At 60.8% G+C, this 19185-nt stretch carries 14 protein-coding genes; 4 read left to right on the top strand and 10 right to left on the bottom strand.

Annotation, left to right across the window (positions count from 1 at the left end; translation table 11 throughout):
- Nucleotides 1-53: 53 nt before the first annotated feature.
- The 6 genes from KW849_RS11270 to KW849_RS11245 form a co-directional block, all read right to left on the bottom strand.
- Nucleotides 54-602, bottom strand: a complete 549-nt coding sequence (locus KW849_RS11270) for a sugar ABC transporter ATPase (protein WP_218429478.1) — start codon at nt 600-602, stop codon at nt 54-56.
- A gap of 185 nt (nt 603-787) precedes the next feature.
- Complete coding sequence (gene purT, locus KW849_RS11265) at nt 788-1969, bottom strand: formate-dependent phosphoribosylglycinamide formyltransferase (RefSeq protein ID WP_218429477.1); 1182 nt, start codon at nt 1967-1969, stop codon at nt 788-790.
- Nucleotides 1970-2056: 87 nt separating this feature from the next.
- Complete coding sequence (locus tag KW849_RS11260) at nt 2057-2524, bottom strand: VUT family protein (protein ID WP_218429476.1); 468 nt, start codon at nt 2522-2524, stop codon at nt 2057-2059.
- 220 nt (nt 2525-2744) lie between these two features.
- The gene (locus tag KW849_RS11255; RefSeq protein WP_218429475.1) at nt 2745-2960 is read right to left on the bottom strand and encodes a DUF1289 domain-containing protein; all 216 of its coding nucleotides are present in this window, start codon (nt 2958-2960) and stop codon (nt 2745-2747) included.
- Nucleotides 2957-3481: a gamma carbonic anhydrase family protein gene (locus tag KW849_RS11250; protein ID WP_218429474.1), complete on the bottom strand. Its 525-nt coding sequence runs from the start codon at nt 3479-3481 to the stop codon at nt 2957-2959. The genes KW849_RS11255 and KW849_RS11250 overlap by 4 nt, the downstream gene beginning before the upstream one ends.
- Nucleotides 3482-3534: 53 nt before the next feature.
- A complete protein-coding gene (locus tag KW849_RS11245; protein WP_218429473.1) occupies nt 3535-4134 on the bottom strand; it encodes a CoA pyrophosphatase in 600 nt (199 codons plus the stop codon).
- 147 nt (nt 4135-4281) lie between these two features.
- On the opposite strand from KW849_RS11245, the gene KW849_RS11240 reads away from it, so the two are divergent.
- From KW849_RS11240 to KW849_RS31330, 3 genes are all read left to right on the top strand, one after another.
- Nucleotides 4282-4833 carry an NUDIX hydrolase gene (locus KW849_RS11240; protein WP_218429472.1) on the top strand — a complete coding sequence of 184 codons (552 nt, stop codon included), beginning with the start codon at nt 4282-4284 and terminating at the stop codon, nt 4831-4833.
- Nucleotides 4834-4942: 109 nt separating this feature from the next.
- Nucleotides 4943-5446, top strand: coding sequence for a murein L,D-transpeptidase family protein (locus KW849_RS11235; RefSeq protein ID WP_218429471.1), 504 nt, complete (start codon nt 4943-4945; stop codon nt 5444-5446).
- A 2761-nt stretch (nt 5447-8207) separates the two neighbouring features.
- Nucleotides 8208-11459: a membrane-targeted effector domain-containing toxin gene (locus KW849_RS31330; RefSeq protein WP_256357171.1), complete on the top strand. Its 3252-nt coding sequence runs from the start codon at nt 8208-8210 to the stop codon at nt 11457-11459.
- An 85-nt stretch (nt 11460-11544) separates the two neighbouring features.
- Here KW849_RS31330 and KW849_RS11225 read toward each other — a convergent pair whose 3' ends face one another.
- Nucleotides 11545-11856 carry a YqfO family protein gene (locus KW849_RS11225; protein ID WP_218429470.1) on the bottom strand — a complete coding sequence of 104 codons (312 nt, stop codon included), beginning with the start codon at nt 11854-11856 and terminating at the stop codon, nt 11545-11547.
- 20 nt (nt 11857-11876) lie between these two features.
- Nucleotides 11877-15773, bottom strand: coding sequence for a phosphoribosylformylglycinamidine synthase (purL, locus tag KW849_RS11220; protein WP_218429469.1), 3897 nt, complete (start codon nt 15771-15773; stop codon nt 11877-11879).
- 285 nt (nt 15774-16058) lie between these two features.
- Between purL and mltF the strand changes: the two genes are divergently transcribed.
- Nucleotides 16059-17519, top strand: coding sequence for a membrane-bound lytic murein transglycosylase MltF (gene mltF / locus KW849_RS11215; protein ID WP_218429468.1), 1461 nt, complete (start codon nt 16059-16061; stop codon nt 17517-17519).
- 83 nt (nt 17520-17602) lie between these two features.
- On the opposite strand, the gene pdxJ is transcribed toward mltF, so the two are convergent.
- Entirely contained in the window at nt 17603-18349 is a 747-nt protein-coding gene (gene pdxJ / locus KW849_RS11210) for a pyridoxine 5'-phosphate synthase (protein WP_218429467.1), read from the bottom strand.
- 51 nt (nt 18350-18400) lie between these two features.
- Nucleotides 18401-19090, bottom strand: a complete 690-nt coding sequence (gene recO, locus KW849_RS11205; RefSeq protein ID WP_218429466.1) for a DNA repair protein RecO — start codon at nt 19088-19090, stop codon at nt 18401-18403.
- Nucleotides 19091-19185: the final 95 nt, after the last annotated feature.

Below are 19185 nucleotides of genomic sequence, written 5' to 3'. Positions count from 1 at the left end.
AACACGCGTTATCGTTCACGTCCATCGCGAGCAGGCTCGCTCCTACAAGGTCATCAGAGCTCGACCTTGACCCAGCTGACCGGTTGATCCAGCCAATCGGCGAATTCGTCGAGAAAGCTCTGCTTGAACCCGGCTTCGGCCCAGTTGTTGAAGATGAAACCGAGGTTGGAGAAGCCGCATTCCTGCAGGAACAGAAACCCGTTGATGTCGTCTTCATGCCCGCATTCGGGGCAGGTGAAGTTATCAGTGCGCCCCGGCATCCAGTCTTCCAGGCTTTCGAACAGGGCTTCGCCGACTTCCTTGCGGCACTCGGCACAGCCCGCTTCGCCAAGAAAACCTTTGGCCGGCGTATAGATGCAGCGCTTGGTGACGATCTCCAGACCATTGACCGCTTCGCCGAACGGCAGGGCCTGCGGGTGCAGGACCACGGCGCGCGCACCTTCAGCGATGGCATGCCCCATGCGATTGCCGGTGCGGCCGCAAGTGGTCAGTTCTTCCTGGACGATGTTCTTGCGTACCAGCCAGCGCACGACCGCCCGGGCCCGGGGCTCGTGTACCGGCAGGGTGGAGATTTTCGGGACGATGATGCTTTGCGAATTCATGGGTACAGGCCTGAAGCATTGATAAATGACCTGTAGGAGCGAGCCTGCTCGCGATGGTCGTTAACGATAACGCGGGGAGTCTGGGTTCCCCGCGGTGTTCTTGAGTCCATTGCGAGCAGGCTCGCTCCTACAGGTAAAGCAATGGCGCGATGCCTATAGAAGGTATAGGCCCGCCATAGCTGTTTTTACAGCTCTACGACAACCGCCTGCGCAGCACGGGTCGCCTTGGCGCGGGCGGCTTCGATCGATTCGTCGCGCGCCAGGGCCACGCCCATGCGGCGCTGGCCGTTGACTTCAGGCTTGCCGAACAGGCGCAGCGCGGTATCCGGCTCGCTCAAGGCGGCGCCCAGGTTGGCGAATGCAGTCTGGGTCGACTGTCCTTCCACCAGGATCACCGCCGAGGCCGAAGGCCCGAACTGACGGATCAACGGGATCGGCAGACCGAGAATGGCCCGCGCGTGCAGGGCGAACTGCGACAGGTCCTGGGAGATCAGGGTTACCAGGCCGGTGTCGTGCGGGCGCGGCGAGACTTCGCTGAACCATACCTGATCGCCCTTGATGAACAGTTCGACACCGAACAGACCACGGCCACCCAAGGCTTCGGTTACCGCTTTGGCGACACGCTCGGACTCGGCCAGGGCAATCGGGCTCATGGCTTGCGGCTGCCAGGATTCCTGATAGTCGCCCTTCTCCTGACGGTGGCCGACCGGCGCGCAGAAGGTGGTGCCGCCGACGTGGCGCACGGTCAGCAGGGTGATTTCGTAGTCGAAATCGATGAAGCCTTCGATGATCACCCGACCTTTACCGGCACGGCCACCTTCCTGGGCGTAGTCCCAGGCTTTCTGCACGTCATCGACGCTGCGCAACAGGCTCTGGCCCTTGCCCGAGGAACTCATGACCGGCTTGACCACACATGGGAAACCGAGGTCTTCGACGGCCTTGCTGTAATCCTCGAAGGTGTCGGCGAAATGGTACGGCGAGGTTGGCAGGTCCAACTCTTCAGCGGCCAGGCGACGGATGCCTTCGCGGTTCATGGTCAATTGCGCGGCGCGGGCAGTCGGGATCACGTTGAAACCTTCGGCCTCCAGTTCCACCAGGGTAGCGGTGGCGATGGCTTCGATTTCCGGCACGATGAAGTGCGGCTTCTCGGCTTCGATCACGGCGCGCAAGGCCGCACCATCGAGCATGTTGATCACGTGGCTGCGGTGCGCCACCTGCATGGCCGGCGCATTGGCGTAGCGGTCCACGGCAATCACTTCAACGCCCAGGCGTTGCAGCTCGATCACCACTTCCTTGCCCAACTCGCCACAGCCACACATCAATACGCGGGTCGCGGTGGGCGACAATGGGGTTCCGATACGGGTCATCTGAAGGTCCTCAAGGAGCGGATCATCGAGGGACGCGTCGCCATGCGCGCTTCCCATGGGGAGAAAGCGCGGCATTTTACATGAACTTCAGCTGACGACAGACTGTTTGCGCAGGCGCCAGGCCATGATCAGCCACACGGCGGTGACCCCGGCGAACTTCGAACCCAGGGCGGTGAGGATCACCCCCGGCGTCAGGGCGTCGATCATGCCGAAAAAGATAAAGGTATCGAGGGGAATGCTCAGGGCCGAACTTATCCACAGGCGATCATGCAGCGGGCGCCTGGTGATGCTGAACACCAGCCAGTCGATGCACTCGGAAACCGCGAAGGCCGTGGCGCTGGCCAGGGCGATGGATGGATCGGAGGTGACGTAGGACAGCACCAGCGCCACCAGCATCGCCGCGAGAGCGCCATGCCCGAACCGGGCTTGCACCATGTCGCGCAGGATAAATACCAGACCGCCCCAGGCCGACCAGATGATGTCCAGGTGCGGAGCGGTGGAAAAGGCGTAGTTGATCAGCACGACGCTGCTGATGTAGGCGATCAGGAAGAGCATGGGAGTACCTGTCAATTTGGCGCACAGGGTACTTCATCCTCGGTACACAAATAACCTGTGGCGAGGCGATTTTGTGGCGAGGGGGCTTGCCCCCGTTCGGCTGCGCAGCAGTCGTAAATTCAGCGGGCCAGGTTAGTCAGACAGAATTTGATTGCAGGATTTGGCACTGCTTCGCAGCGCAACGGGGGCAAGCCCCCTCGCCACAAATAGCCCTGACAATTCAGCGATCGGATTTGGAAGGCAATATCCAGATCAACCCACTGGCCTTGGCCCTCTCATGACACAACCCCAGCACCTTGCGCCGCTCGTCGTTGGTCATGCGGCTCCAGCGGGTAATCTCCTCCACCGTGCGTTGGCAACCGGTGCAGATATCATCGTCGTCCAGCGCACAAATGCTCACGCAGGGCGATGCGACCGGGCGTTCGGTGGCGGTCATTGTTCCTGCTCGGCCAGGTCGCGGGCATAGCGCTGCGAGTTGTGCACGTAGTGAGCAGCGCTGGCCTCCAGCATCCTGATTTGCGGCTCGGTCAGTTCGCGCACCACTTTGCCGGGCGAACCCATGACCAGCGATCCGTCCGGAATCTCCTTGCCTTCGCCGATCAGCGAGTTGGCGCCGATGATGCAGTTCTTGCCGATCTTCGCGCCATTGAGAATCACCGCGTTGATCCCGATCAGGCTGTAGTCGCCGACGGTGCAGCCGTGAAGCATGGCGTTGTGGCCGATGGTCACGCCGGTGCCGATGGTCAGCGGGTAGCCCATGTCGGTGTGCATCACGGTGCCGTCCTGGACGTTGCTGTTCTTGCCGATCAGGATCAACTCGTTGTCGCCACGCAGGACGGCGTTGAACCAGACGTTGGCGCCCTCTTCCAGCTTGACCTTGCCCACCAGCACGGCATTGGGTGCGACCCAGCTCTGTGGATGGGTTTCGACGCGGGCGTCGCCCAAGCGGTATTTCATCGTGTTGTCCTCAAGGCTCAGGCAGGCAGGTTCAAACCATTCGAACGATGGCTTCAGGTATTGATAAAGCTTTTGGGAGGCTGGTGCAGGCTGATTTTGGCGTCATACAGCAGGTTGATCAACTCGACGATCATGATCGCCGTCAACCCCCAGATCTTGTATTCACCGAAGCGATAGCTCGGCACGTACCAACTGCGGCCCTGATAATCGATGCGATGGGTATGTTCGCGGGGGTCTTTGCGGAAGAACTCCAGAGGCACGCTGAACACCGCGGCGATCTCTGCATCGTTGGCCCGGTATTCGACAAAATCCGGGATCACCCCGACATAGGGCGTGACCAGGATGCCATGCAGGCTGATCAGCGGGCTGAGCGGGCCGATCACCTCGACCAGCCCTGGCGGCAGGCCGATCTCTTCTTCGGCTTCACGCAGGGCGGTGAAAATCAGGTCCGGGTCATCAGGGTCACGACGCCCGCCGGGAAAGGCGACTTCGCCGCCATGGGTCGACAGGCCGCTGGCACGCAGGGTCAACACCAGCTCGGGCTCGTCACTGCGGGTGATCGGCACCAGCACCGCGGCCTCGGGAAAACGACGGTCGGTCTCCAATGTGCTTGGTGTGTGGTTGCTAACCCGATGCAGTAGCTCGTCCAGCATGAGTGTTCTCGATCTGTGCCCTACCCGGCATCATGCACCAATCGCTGCGGTCGCCCAACCCCCGCAACAGCCCCATGTCGCGAAACGACAACTTGCCGACAGACACTGCCGCACGCCAAGATAGGCGCAGCATTCAGGAACCCCAGCATGAAATTTTGCAGCCAGTGCGGTAACCCGGTGACCCAGCGCATTCCCGAAGGCGATTCGCGCCTGCGTTTTGTCTGCGACAGCTGTCAGGCCATTCATTACCAGAACCCCAACATCGTCGCCGGTTGCGTGGCGACCTGGGGCACCAAGGTGTTGTTGTGCCGACGGGCCATCGAGCCACGTCGCGGTTACTGGACCCTGCCCGCCGGTTTCATGGAGAACGGCGAGACCATCGAACAGGCCGCCATTCGCGAAACCGCCGAGGAAGCCTGCGCCCGGGTGCGCAACCTGCACATCTATACCCTGATCGACGTGCCGCATATCAGCCAGGTACATGTGTTCTTCCGCGCCGAGCTTGCGGACCTGGACTTTTCTGCCGGCCCCGAGAGCCTGGAAGTGCAACTATTCGACGAAGCGGACATTCCATGGGATGAGCTGGCTTTCCGCACGGTGGGCCGTACCTTAGAATGCTTCTTCGCTGACCGGCGGACCGAGGTCTATCCCGTTCGGTCTGAATCGATCCCGCCACTTGCTCAGCCCGCCATTATCTGATGTCATCTCGGCATCACTCAAAGGCGCCGAAAAACCGCCCGAACGCGGCACGAGCCTGCAAAAACTTCTATATATAAATAGTCGCGACACCTCCTGGGGAATCGTTTCAATGCGCTGGTTGCTTGCCCTGTTCTGTTTGTCGTTCGTCGCGGTGTCCGAGGCTTCTGCCGTGGACCCCTTGAACGGCAAGATCATCGAGAAAGTCCTGATTCTCAAGTCTTCCCATCAATTGCAATTGATCAATGACGGCAAGCCGCTCAAGACCTATCGCATTTCCCTGGGCAAGCGTCCCAAGGGGCCGAAGCTGATGGAAGGCGACAAACGCACCCCGGAAGGCTTCTACTGGGTCGACTGGCGCAAGACCAGCGACCGCTTCAACCTGGCGATGCACGTGTCCTACCCGAACATCAGCGACTCGGCCCGCGCCCGTCGTGAAGGCGTCGAGCCCGGCGGCATGATCATGATCCACGGCACCCCGGACAGCGAAGACACCCCGGAAGACCTGTTCCACACCCTGGACTGGACCGACGGCTGCATCGCCATGCGCAACATGGACATGCGCGAAGTCTGGAACCTGGTGCCGGACGGCACGATGATCGAAATCCGCCCGTAATCCCCCACGACCATTGGTCGCCCGAAAGAATAAATTAAAAAGATCGCAGCCTGCGGGGTTGATAGCAATCCCGTAGGAGCTGCCGCAGGCTGCGATCCTTGCCTTCAATATCCTCACCTCTAATACCAGCCTGTGATTGACAGGCCGTTTTCGCGAGCAGGCTCCCAGCCTGTATCGCGATACTCCCGCCAAATCGTGGCATACATATGTACCACCACCACCTCCCTCTTCCTCGCCATGCTGCCGGCTCCTTCTTCCGACTGGAGACCGTGCCCATGAGCACACCCACCCCCCCACCGTCTTTTGAAGAAATCAAAGGCTACCTCAACCAAATCGGCCATCACCTGCTCAACGCCCAAACCCCACTGCTGCCCGACCATAAACCCACAGCCGAGCAACGCTACCTGGAACGCCTGGACGGCATCCTCAAGCGCCACCGGGAACAGTTCCTGAGCAAGGCCAAAATCCACTATCAAGGATTAGCCAACAGCGACCTGAAAACCTCGGAAGGCCAGACTCTGCTCACCACTCTCAAGAGCACCTTGAACACGCATCTGATGGACATGGACCTGCGTGAGCAGATCGATGGCAGGTCACTCAAATCCTACATGACCTTCGAAGCCGGGTTCACCGCCCTGGAGCATGAAGCCAGGCTCGGCGTCCAGGATCGCCTGCTGCACCCACAAGAAGGCACGATGCTCGAAAGCGTGGCGCTGCGCCCAAGCTTGCGTCCAGGCCTGTACGCCTTGCAGTTCAGTTACCAGGGGCAACAGGTCGAGCTGGCCGGTGCCTTTGTCGCCACAGAAAAAAACAGCATTGTGGTCAACGACCTGATGAGCGCGCAGGGCGTCGGCCAAGTCTTGCTGTTCACTCCTGCGCGAGGGATCGAATCGTTCAACACCCTGGCCGAACTCAACACTCACTTGCGGCAAAACATGGAGCACGCCAGCGGGCGCAGTGAGTTCATCGACAGGTTGCCCACGCGCTACCACGCCTTGAGCCCCGCCGGAATCTGGCCCCTGGAACTATCACCCATCGACGACCAGCCGTTGTTCGAACACACCGTCGGTGCACTGATCGCCAAGCGCACCCAGGATATCGACCGGGCCCTGAGCCTGGTGGACAACCCGCAGCACGACCCCGCCCAATTGATCGCGGCCCTCGACCGCGCGATCCGCAGCGCCCTGCCCGACCTCAGTGCCCGCCTGGAACTGCGCGCCCAACGCCTGCTCGAACGGTTGCTGCGCTACAGCGCACCCGATTGGTATCGCAGCGCCAGCGAGGCACACCGGGCCACGCTGGCTGAACATCTGGCCAGTTACAACCAGGCACGCCAACACCTGCTCGATCTGTTGGGCCCCGCCGCGACCCCCCAAGCCCTGGCCCGTTTTCAATGGCTGGAGCGGTTGAGCGATGACCTGGAGATTCACGACCTGAACCCGGAGCACCTACAGGTCAAAACCCAACGGTTTGTGCCCGGCGTCGGCCACTATGAACACAATCGCAACCTGATCGACCTGGCCTTGCGGGGCTTGCATACCGGCGACGAACTGCCTGGCTCCGACTTTCTGACGAAGACCACCTTTACGTATAACGCAGCGCCCTTGCCCGATACGTACCAAGACCTGATCCCAGCGTGGATCGTGCAACAGTTGATGACTCTGCAACCTCGGTTCGACTTTGCACAGGTGCAACGAGAACTGCACGCCCGGCCCGAGTTCAGCAGCGCCATCGAGCAGATGCTCGACCAGCGGATCAACGCCTTGGCCTACACCGCCTTCCTGCAAGGCCACATTCGCGAAGACGACTACCAGGCGATCCAGCGCCTGCGCCAGGGTACCGATGCGCGATTGGACGCCAGCGTACTATCGCTGCACGGCGCGCAACTTCAGGACCTCTGGGTGTTGCGCCAAAGCGATACTGACGGGACGATCAACCGCGTACTGCTCTGCACCCCCGAGGCACCACAAGAGCACCAGTTCCAGGTGTTCGACAGCGAGCTTGCGTGCCAGCAACACATCCTCGGCTGGACCCTGGACAACGGCCTCAAGGCCCCACCCGGCACCATGACCGACTACTTGATCCGCCAGGTACCACTGCGCTTTCGCAACTCGATGAAGCACCTTTTGAGCGGTCTGAGCCTGAAGTTTCACGCCCAGCAATACGACAAGATCACGTTCAACGCTGGCAACTATCGCCAGAGCCTGAAATCGATGACTGATCATGTACTCGCTACCCGTATCGATAACTACGAATTCAATACGCCGAGTTGGTATCGCTCAGCCACCATTGATGTCAGGCGAAGACTCTCGACCCTGGCCGAGGATGCAGAATGCAGCTTGCAGACCTACAACGACCATCCACAATCCGAAGCCCGCGTCCAAAGCTTCGATGCCTACTTGCATGAAAAGGCCAGGGAGCGCTTGAACCACCTGCTGGGTCGCCGTCAGAACGATGTCGACCCGGACACCCTATGGGCCTATTCACCCTCCGCGCTCGGCACCCGGACACCGGCGCCCATGACGTATACCCAGCTCTACCGTGACGGCTACGCCGATGGCATCGGTTTTCTCGACGAAAAATTCTCCCGCTCGGCAAGGTACAGGGGCCCGCAAGGCATTGACCTGAGCACCCTGAACGCCAACCCGGAAGCCGTCGCGCGCTCGGTCACCGGCGTCTGGATTGGCCAGCGCTACGTCGACAAGATCAAGGCCGAGTGCTGGACCCGGGCAGCCCGACGTTTACTTTCAGGCGCAATGCGGTGCTGGCCATTACTCAACGACAGATGCTCAGTGCCGCATTGCAGTGTCGCCTGCAAGGACATATCGCCGGCGTTGACCTGCAATGGCTTGAGCGCTGCATCGCCAGTATGGGCGACACGTCGCTGGAGACTCCCGGCAACTACGCCATCCATCGCCTGCTGGTCGACGGCGAATGGGTCATCGACACCTACCTGTTCAGCCACGCTGACAACCCGGTGCTGCTCTATACGCCCCATGCCCCCGACGGCATCACTTTTCGCGAGGCCAGGCAGTTCAATTACCTGCTGAAAAAACTCCCCGACTTCATCCGCTACCTCACCCTGCGTGTCGATGTTCAATCCCAGGGCCGGGTCCAGGCATTTCTGGAGACCGCCAAACAAGGGCTGCCCGAGGGCCTGGATAAAACCACCCCCAGCCCCCCACGTTACGACTCGACCCGGGCACTGCCTCCGGTGCTTGACCTGCGCCATTTGCTGTACAACATGAAGCTGCAACGCAAGATCGACGAAGTAACCGCCACCACCACTAACCGCACTCAGATGATCACCAGCATGCTCTGGACGTGCGTGGAGTTCGTGGCCGCCATCGCCACTGCGCCTTTCCCGGTTCTGAGTCTGAGTGTTGGCCTGCTACTGGCCTTCAAGGACGGCATGCTCGCCCTGCATGCGTACAACCAGGGCGACACCTCGGCCGCCCTTGAGCACTTCGCCGGGTATCTTTTCAACAGCGCCGGCGCCGTCTTCACCGACCTGCGTCCGGCCCTGAAATCGTTCAAACCCATCGGCAAATCCGTGCGCCTGGCAGTTGCCAGCACCGAGCAAGGCCGGGCGATGAAGCTGATCAGCCAGCTGGAAACCACCCCCCCGGCGCCTGCAGGCATGCAGCCGGTGTTGTTCAACGGCGAGGTGCTCTGGGCGCCGAAGACCCCGGATGTGATCGGTCGCTACTTGCTATATCGCCATGACCCGGTCAGCGGCAAATGGGTCTCGACCACGCGCCTGGCCGCACCGAACGCCGAGGGCATCTGGACCCGCACCGGCGTTTCCGGCGGCGCGCCGAAATATGAAACAGTGCCTGAAACCCCCGGACCGTCAAAAGACTATGGGATGCCACAGAAGTACTGGAGCAGGCTAGAGCCGATCATGGACCCGCAGATGCGGACGCTCATGATCAGCCAGGCAGACGATATTGGCCAAGGTCTGGTCGACACCGTGCTGGGCCGTGCCGCCGATGAACTGCGTTCGTTACGCACGGTTTACCTGCAGCAGGTCGAACGCCTGACCAAGGACGCGGACAACTTCTTCCTCTACCTCGACACGCTGCCCGCTCGCGCCAACGTGCCTGCCGTAGAGGCCAGTACCCCGCTAGCCCAATTGATAGCCAACGACGCCTTTGCCGGTAACAAGAACCTGGTTATCGGCGCCGTGCCAGGCTCCATTGCCAGCAAACAGGCACTGATTGCCAACATGAATGCTCTGGTCGAACAAGGTTTCAAGCGCCTGTATGTGGAGTTCCTGCCAGGGGATGTTTTCAAGCTAAAGCTTGAGAAACTCAACAAAGGGAAATCATGGCGGCACATCGGAGAACATTTGAGGGCCATCGACCGGTCCTTCGGCATCGCAAAAGACGCCGAGTACTCTTACTTGGCCCTCGTACGCAAGGCCAGGGAAAAAGGCGTGCAAATCAAGGCGCTGGACGCCTCGACCTCCTATCGACTGGACGATGTCCTGCTCATGGGCGATAGCTCGCCGACCACGCCCCAGCCCAACAGCCTGAGAAACTTCTACTCGCAAAAAGTCATTGAAGCCGACATGGCCGATGCACCGCAGGAACGCTGGATCGCCCTGGTCGATCACTCGCGCATGACCACATACAACGGGACACCTGGCCTGGCGGACTTGAACAAGGCGGTCGCGCTGCGCATCGAAGACGTCGGTTTGAATCAACCGGTGGGCATCTGGTCAGACACCCCCGGCAAGATACCAGGTGATGCACTCGCCAAAGGCGACTACCACATGACCCTGCAAACACCGTACAAGACACCCGGTCCCATCTCGGCGGCTACCTCAACATCCGTCGTCAGCACTGGCCATTTCAATGACTTCGATATTGCACCGTCGCTAAGAGATGAGATCGCCCGCATGAGCGACCAACCGCGCGGCCTGGATTCTCGCTACGCACCGTCCCAGCGAACGCGAGCTGAAGCGTTCTCTGAATTCATCAAACTACGACAAAGCTTGAATGCCAAGGCAGAGAGCTTCTTTGCCGACTATGTTCCACCTGCCAGGCCAGCGTTGCCAACGATCAGCACCAGCACCACGCCCGAGTCGTTCCTGAAACAAATCAGCGAAAGCCGCTTGCCGGGGTTGGTGATTGGCGAGGCCCACTCGGCAGAGTCGAGCAAGGCGTTTCTGATAAAGCACATGAAGCAGTTGAAGCAGCAGGGCTACAAGACGCTCTACGTCGAACACCTGCTCACCGACCTGCACCAGGCTGAACTGGAGGCATTCCATCAAACCCAGCGGTTTCCCGACAACCTCAAGGCCTACCTGAAAGCCCAGGATCGGGGACATATGCCGCTCTACACTGGCTCTGACAACTATTCGGAAGTCATCCAGGCCGCCCACAAATATGGCATCCGCATCAGGGCACTGGACTGTACCGCCAGCTATCACCTCAAGGGCTTGCCTGATCCGGAAAAAGCCCGCAACCAGATGTTCAACTACTTCGCTTCCCGGGTCATCCTGGCCGACCAGGCGGCACACGGGCCCCATAAGTGGATTGCCTTCATCGGCACCGCCCACACCAATAACTTCCAAGGCGTATCGGGACTGGCCGAGATCCTGGGCACGGTCAGCCTGCATGTCAGAGATTGCGCGCCGTCAATGTCCAGAGGCATTCACCCGGGGTTCTGGGAAACCGATCTCACGGGGCCTCGCTGGAGGGCAATACGCAGTGACTTCAAACTGGAAGTCAGCAACACCCGGCAGCGAGCTCCTGCGCCCTTTGTACCTGTCGACAGGTCAAGACTGCGCCAGACGGGACACTTCCTGATCGAACGCCCCTCAACTGCCGAGACCAACCTGCTGCACCGCTCCCGTAGCGGTGAAATTGTTTCAACGCCGATTCAGGTGGACCATAACGGGTTGTTCTTTATCGACCGCTGGGACATGACGGCACGACGTTTCAAGTACCAGGACATGCTGATCGCAGTACTCAAGGCAGAGGTTCACCTGACGCCAGCACCGTAATCAGCCCCAGTCACCCACTATCACGCCCAACAAAAAACCCGCTGAAATCGCTTTCAGCGGGTTTTTCGTTTCAACGGCAAGAAGATCAGAAATCCTCCAGCCGCCACACTTCATAAGCCGGCGTCTCATAGGGATGGCTCTGTTTCAAAGCCGCCACCACCGAGCGAATCAACTCATCCGCCACCACCAGCTCGACTTTCCATTCCTCGACCTGTTCGACCTGACCCGCTTGCCCAATGAACGGCTGGCTGCCGTCCAGTGGACGAAACTGACCCAGGCCCAACACCTGCCATGCGCAGTGATCGTAAGCGCCGATTCGTCCGCCACCGGCGGCGAATACGGCACTTTTGACCACTTCGACATGGCTGTCGGGAACAAAAAAGCTGAGCTTGTACACGGCTATCAGTTCACCCGCTCTTAGTTAACCCAGACGCGAGCATTACGGAACATGCGCATCAGCGGTGCATCTTCGTTCCAGTCATCCGAACGCCACGAGTTCTGCACGGCACGGAACACACGCTCCGGGTGCGGCATCATGATGGTCACGCGACCGTCGCGGCTGGTCAGGCCGGTGATCCCGCGCGGCGAGCCGTTCGGGTTGGCCGGGTAGCTTTCGGTGACCTTGCCGTGGTTGTCGACGAAACGCATCGCCACGCAACCGGACAGATCGGCTTCCAGCAGTGCTTCTTCGCTGGCGAATTCGGCATGACCTTCGCCGTGGGCGATAGCGATCGGCATGCGCGAACCGGCCATGCCCTGCAGGAAGATCGAGTTCGACTCCTGGATCTGCACCATCGCAACGCGGGCTTCGAACTGCTCGGAACGGTTACGCACAAAGTGCGGCCAGAACTCGCTGCCCGGAATCAGCTCGTGCAGGTTGGACATCATCTGGCAACCGTTGCACACGCCGAGGGTGAAGCTGTCGTTGCGTTCGAAGAAGCCCTGGAACGCATCGCGGGCGCGGCTGTTGAACAGCGCCGATTTTGCCCAGCCTTCACCGGCACCCAGCACGTCGCCGTAAGAGAAGCCGCCGCAAGCGACCATGCCCTTGAACTCGTTCAGGTCGACACGGCCAGCCAGAATGTCGCTCATGTGCACGTCGATCGCGTTGAAACCGGCGCGGTCGAACGCCGCCGCCATTTCCACCTGACCGTTGACGCCCTGCTCACGCAGTACGGCAACCTGTGGGCGAATGCCTTTCTTGATGTAAGGCGCGGCGACATCCTGGTTGATGTCGTAGCTCAGCTTGACGCTCAGGCCCGGGTTGTCTTCTTCCAGCAGCACGTCGAACTCTTGCTCGGCGCAGTCGGCGTTGTCGCGCAGACGCTGGATCTGGTAGCTGGTCTCGGCCCACTGACGTTGCAGCAGACGACGCTGGCCTTCGAACACGGTGTCGCCGTTGAAGGTGATGCCGATCTCGCCATTGTTGATTGGCTGACCGATCACCGACACACAGTCGCCCAAGCCGGCAGCGCTGAACTGCGCGAGGATGTCCGGGGTGGCGTCCTGGCGAACCTGGATCACCGCACCCAGTTCTTCGTTGAACAGGATCGCGGCGATTTCGTCGGCGCTGTGGGCAACGCTGTCGAGGTTCAGGCTCAGGCCGCAGTGACCGGCGAAGGCCATTTCCACTACAGAGGTCAGCAGACCACCGTCGGAACGGTCGTGGTAAGCCAGCAGGTGACCGTCGGCGTTGAGGCCCTGGATCACGGCGAAGAAGGCTTTCAGGTCTTCGGCGTCATCGACGTCCGGAGCGTGCTTTCCGAGCTTGCCGTGCACCTGTGCCAGGATCGACGCGCCCATGCGGTTCTGGCCGTGGCCCAGGTCGATCAGGATCAGGTCGGTGGTGCCCTTGTCCATGCGCAGTTGCGGGGTCAGGGTCTGACGGATGTCAGTCACTGGCGCGAAACCGGTCACGATCAGGGACATCGGCGAAGTGACGGACTTGTCCACGCCTTCATCGTTCCAGCGCGTGGCCATGGACATCGAGTCCTTGCCCACCGGAATGGTAATGCCCAGCTCAGGGCACAGTTCCATGCCGACCGCTTTCACGGTGTCATACAGGCGTGCATCTTCACCCGGGTGACCGGCGGCGGACATCCAGTTCGCCGACAGTTTGATGTCGGAGATCTTGCCGATGCGCGAGGCGGCGATGTTGGTCAGGGTTTCGCCGATGGCCATGCGGCCCGACGCAGGAGCGTCCAGCAGTGCCAGCGGAGTACGCTCGCCCATGGCCATGGCTTCACCGGTGTAGACGTCGAAGCTGGTGGCGGTGACGGCAACGTCGGCCACCGGAACCTGCCACGGGCCGACCATCTGGTCACGGGCCACGAGGCCGGTGATGGTGCGGTCGCCGATGGTGATCAGGAAGCTCTTGCTCGCCACGGCCGGGTGATGCAGGACACGCTCGACGCAGTCGGCAATGTTCAGGGTCGACGGATCGAAGTCATCGCCCAGTTCGGCTTCACGCACTACCGAACGGTGCATGCGCGGGGCCTTGCCCAGCAGCACTTCGAGCGGCATGTCCACCGGGCTGTTGCCGAAATGGCTATCGGTGACAGTCAGCTGTGGTTCGGCAGTGGCTTCGCCGACCACTGCGAACGGGCAACGCTCACGTTCGCAGATCGCCTTGAAGCGCTCGAAGTCAGCCGGGCCGACCGCCAGAACGTAACGTTCCTGGGATTCGTTGGACCAGATTTCGTGCGGGGCCATGCCCGGTTCGTCGTTTGGAATGTTGCGCAGTTCGAAACGGCCACCGCGGTCGCCGTCGTTGACCAGTTCCGGGAAGGCGTTGGACAGACCGCCCGCACCCACGTCGTGGATGAAGCTGATCGGGTTCTTGTCGCCCAGTTGCCAGCAACGGTCGATGACTTCCTGGCAGCGGCGCTCCATTTCCGGGTTTTCACGCTGTACCGACGCGAAGTCCAGGTCTGCCGAGCTGGTGCCGGTGGCCATGGAGGAAGCGGCGCCGCCGCCCAGGCCGATCAGCATTGCCGGGCCGCCGAGCACGATCAGCTTGGAGCCGACGAGGATCTCGCCTTTCTTGACGTGTTCTTCACGGATGTTGCCCATGCCACCAGCCAGCATGATCGGCTTGTGGTAACCGCGAACTTCGTCACCGTGCGGGGTGGTGATCGACTGTTCGAAGGTACGGAAGTAGCCGGTCAGGGCCGGACGACCGAATTCGTTGTTGAACGCAGCGCCGCCCAGCGGGCCTTCGATCATGATGTCCAGCGCAGTAACGATGCGCTCAGGCTTGCCGTACGGCACTTCCCACGGCTGTTCGAAGCCCGGGATCTGCAGGTTGGACACGGTGAAGCCGGTCAGGCCAGCCTTTGGCTTGGCGCCACGACCGGTCGCGCCTTCGTCGCGGATCTCGCCGCCGGAACCGGTGGACGCGCCCGGGAACGGGGCAATCGCGGTCGGGTGGTTGTGAGTCTCGACTTTCATCAGGATGTGCACCGGCTCCTGCACCGCGCCGTACTGGCGGGTTTCAGGGTCCGGGAAGAAACGACCGGCCACGGAGCCGACGATCACCGAAGCGTTGTCCTTATAAGCCGACAGGACACCTTCGCTGTGCATCTGATAGGTGTTCTTGATCATGCCGAACAGGCTTTTTTCCTGGCTCTGGCCGTCGATGTCCCAACTGGCGTTGAAGATCTTGTGACGGCAGTGCTCGGAGTTCGCCTGGGCGAACATCATCAGTTCGATGTCGTGCGGGTTGCGCGAAAGGCCCACGAAGGCGTTGACCAGGTAATCGATCTCGTCTTCGGCCAGGGCCAGGCCCAGCTCGGTGTTGGCTTTTTCCAGCGCGGCACGGCCGCCACCCAGCACGTCGATGGCGGTCAGGGGTTTCGGTTCGGCGTGACTGAACAGGCCGGCGGCCTGTTCGAGGTTACCCAGGACGATCTGGGTCATGCGGTCGTGCAGACCGTCGGCGATCAACCGGGCTTCAGCGTCGCTGAACTGGCCGGCCACGTAGAACGCAATGCCACGCTCCAGGCGCTGGATTTTCGCCAGGCCACAGTTGCGGGCGATGTCGCTGGCCTTGCTCGACCACGGCGAGATGGTGCCGAAACGCGGCAGCACCAGAAACAGACGACCGGTCGGTTCTTGTACCGGAACGCTTGGACCGTACTTCAGAAGGCGCGCAAGCACCTGCTGTTCGTCGCCGGTCAGGACGCCGGTAACTTCGGCGAAGTGAGCGAATTCAGCATACAGGCCACTGACAGCCGGAACCTTCTGGCTCAGTTGCTCAAGGAGTTTGCTGTGGCGAAAGGCAGAAAGGGCAGGAGCGCCGCGCAGGATCAACATCTTCGGGACAGCCTCGGGAAGGGGTGTGCTTTGAGGCCGTGCATTCTAGCCTAAACAGGCCGCGACAGCACCCGAAACGCTACGCACGGTTGCACCCGGGCGTCGATCTGTGTTTCTGCCTCGAAAGTCAGGTTAATTGGGCGTGTGACGACAGCTTATTTTTACTGTAACAAAATGCAGACAAAGCCTATTCCTGCGGGGTTTCGGCCAGTTTTGTGAGCTCTAGCAGACTAGCCCCTCGCTGTCGAGATATGGCACCCGTGGTCCTTTGCGTATACTGCGCAGATGTTTTTCCCAATGGCTTTGCGTCCGCGGTACGCCAAATGGCTGATCGCAACCGGACTCTTCCTGATGCTCGGTGGCTGTGTTGATAAACCCAACACGCTCGAGCGCGTAAAGGAGGATGGTGTGCTGCGGGTGGTTACTCGTAACAGCCCCGCCACCTACTTTCAGGATCGCAACGGTGAAACCGGCTTCGAATACGAGCTGGTGAAGCGCTTCGCCGACGATCTGGGGGTCGAGCTCAAGATCGAGACTGCCGACAACCTCGACGACCTGTTCGACCAGGTCGGCAAGCCCAATGGCCCGGTACTGGCGGCTGCCGGGCTGGTCAGCAGCGAAGAACGCAAGAAGCAGGTGCGCTTCTCGCACTCCTATCTGGAAGTCACCCCGCAGATCATCTACCGCAACGGCCAGTCTCGGCCAACCGATGCGAAGGATCTGGTGGGCAAGAAAATCATGGTGCTCAAGGGCAGCACCCATGCCGAACAACTGGCACAGCTGAAACAGAAATTTCCCGGCATCGAATACGAAGAGTCTGACGCGGTCGAGGTCGTCGATCTCTTGCGCATGGTCGACGAAGGCCAGATCGACCTGACGCTGGTCGACTCCAACGAAGTGGCGATGAACCAGGTGTACTTCACCAACATCCGGGTCGCCTTCGACCTCGGTGACGCCAGCAACCAGAGCTGGGCCGTCGCGCCGGGCGACGACAACAGCCTGCTCAACGAAATCAACGAGTACCTCGACGAAGTCAAGAAAAACGGCACCCTGCAACGCCTCAAGGATCGTTACTACGGGCATGTCGACGTTCTCGGCTACATGGGCGCCACCACGTTTGCCCAACATTTGCAGCAACGCCTGCCCAAGTACGAACAGCACTTCAAGTCGTACGCCAAGAAAGAGAAAGTCGACTGGCGCCTGCTGGCGGCCATCGGATACCAGGAGTCGTTGTGGCAACCGGCCGTCACGTCCAAGACCGGCGTGCGCGGCCTGATGATGCTGACCCAGAACACCGCGCAGGCCATGGGCGTGTCCAACCGACTGGACCCCAAACAGAGCATCATGGGCGGCGCCAGGTACCTGGCCTACATGAAAGACCAGCTCGACGATTCGATTCAGGAACCGGACCGTACCTGGTTTGCCCTGGCGGCCTACAACATCGGCAGCGGCCACCTCGATGACGCACGCAAACTGGCGGCCAAGGAAGGGTTGAACCCGGACAAATGGCTGGATGTGAAGAAGATCCTGCCGCGCCTGTCGGAAAAGAAGTGGTACAGCAAAACCCGTTACGGCTACGCCCGTGGCGGCGAACCGGTGCATTTCGTGGCGAACATCCGTCGCTACTACGACATCCTGACCTGGGTCACGCAGCCGCAGCTTGAAGGCGATCAGGTGGCCGAGGGCAAACTGCTGGTTCCGGGGATCGACAAGACCAAGCCGGCGCAAGAGCCAGCTCCGCTATAAAGCAAAAGATCGCAGCCTGCGGCAGCTCCTACAGGTGTACACATAACCCTGTAGGAGCTGCCGCAGGCTGCGATCTTTTGATCTTAAGCCTTCGCGGCAGCCGCCAGAATCAGCGCCTTCATTTCCGAAACAGCCGACTTGAAGCCAACGAACAGCGCATGGGCCACCAGCGCATGGCCGATGTTCAGCTCGTTGATACCCTTGATCGCTGCCACGGCTTCAACGTTGTGATAGTGCAGGCCATGGCCAGCATTGACGATCAGGCCCTGGGCCAAGCCGAAAGCCACGCCATCTGCCACACGCTTGAGTTCTTCGGCGACTTCGGTCGGCGTCTCGGCATCGGCATAACGACCGGTGTGCAGTTCGATTGCTGGCGCGCCGACACGACGGGAAGCTTCGATCTGCCGCTCATCGGCGTCGATGAACAGCGACACCTCGGAGCCGAGCTTCGACAGGCGCTCGACCGCCGCCCTGATCCGCGCTTCCTGACCTGCCACGTCCAGGCCACCTTCGGTGGTCAGTTCCTGACGGGTTTCCGGCACCAGGCAAATGTGCGCCGGGCGAATGCGTTCGGCGAACTGCATCATTTCTTCGGTGACGCCCATTTCGAAGTTCATGCGGGTTTGCAGCACATCCTTGAGCAGCAGAACGTCGCGCTCCTGAATGTGCCGACGGTCTTCGCGCAGGTGCACGGTGATGCCGTCAGCGCCCGCCTCTTCCGCGTCCAGTGCCGCCTTGACCGGGTCCGGGTAACGGGTGCCCCGGGCCTGACGCAGGGTGGCAACGTGGTCGATGTTCACGCCAAGAAGAATACGGGTGCTGGTGGTCACGGAAGCGCTCCAGAAGAAGAGAAAGTTCGGTGCACAGCATACACGGGGAATTTACGGCTTTCGAAACAACTCTCGGGAAACCAGCGGTCGACCGCCCAAGTGAACGGCCAGCGCCTGACGCATCAAGCGCTTGGCTGCCGACAAGGCACCCGGCGCGCTCCAGTCGGCATCGGCCATGGCCAGCAGTTCAGTGCCCTTGAACAGTCCGGGTTGCAGCAGGTAGACACGTTCAAGCCCCGCATCCACTTGCAAACGATAGAGGCCGTCAGGGGCGATGGCATGACCGTGGATATCCGTGGTCAGTGAGAATCCGTATCCGAGGTCATCGAGCAGGCGCCACTCGAAGGAACGCAGCAACGGCTCCAGCGCGCGGCCCTCGGCCAAGGCGAGCAAAGTGGCGGCGTAATGATCGAACACCGCGGGATGCGGGTCTTCGGCAGGCAACAGACGAATCAGCAGTTCATTGAGGTAAAGACCGCTGAACAACGCCTCGCCATTGAGCCAGGTGGAAACGCCGGCACTTTCCATGCGCCCGACGTTCTTCAGCTCGCCCCTGCCCCGGAATTCCACTTCCAGCGGCACGAATGGCCTTGCCAACGTCCCGGCCTTGCCCCGAGCACTGCGCAACACCGCCCGCAGCCGGCCTTGTGGAGTCAGGAAATCCACCAGCGCACTGGTTTCGCGGTAGGCGCGGGAATGCAGGACGTAGGCGGGTTGGGCGATGGGCGGGGTTGAAGACATGGGTTTCTCGCCGAACTGTAGGAGCGAGCTTGCTCGCGATGGAGGATAACGATAACGCGGGCTTTCAGAATGAACGCGGCGCTCTTGAGTCCATC

The organism is Pseudomonas sp. PDM26, assembly GCF_019219185.1.
Classification (GTDB): domain Bacteria; phylum Pseudomonadota; class Gammaproteobacteria; order Pseudomonadales; family Pseudomonadaceae; genus Aquipseudomonas.
Note: the sequence above shows the minus strand (reverse complement) of the source record. Positions and strands in the feature narration are given on the sequence as shown.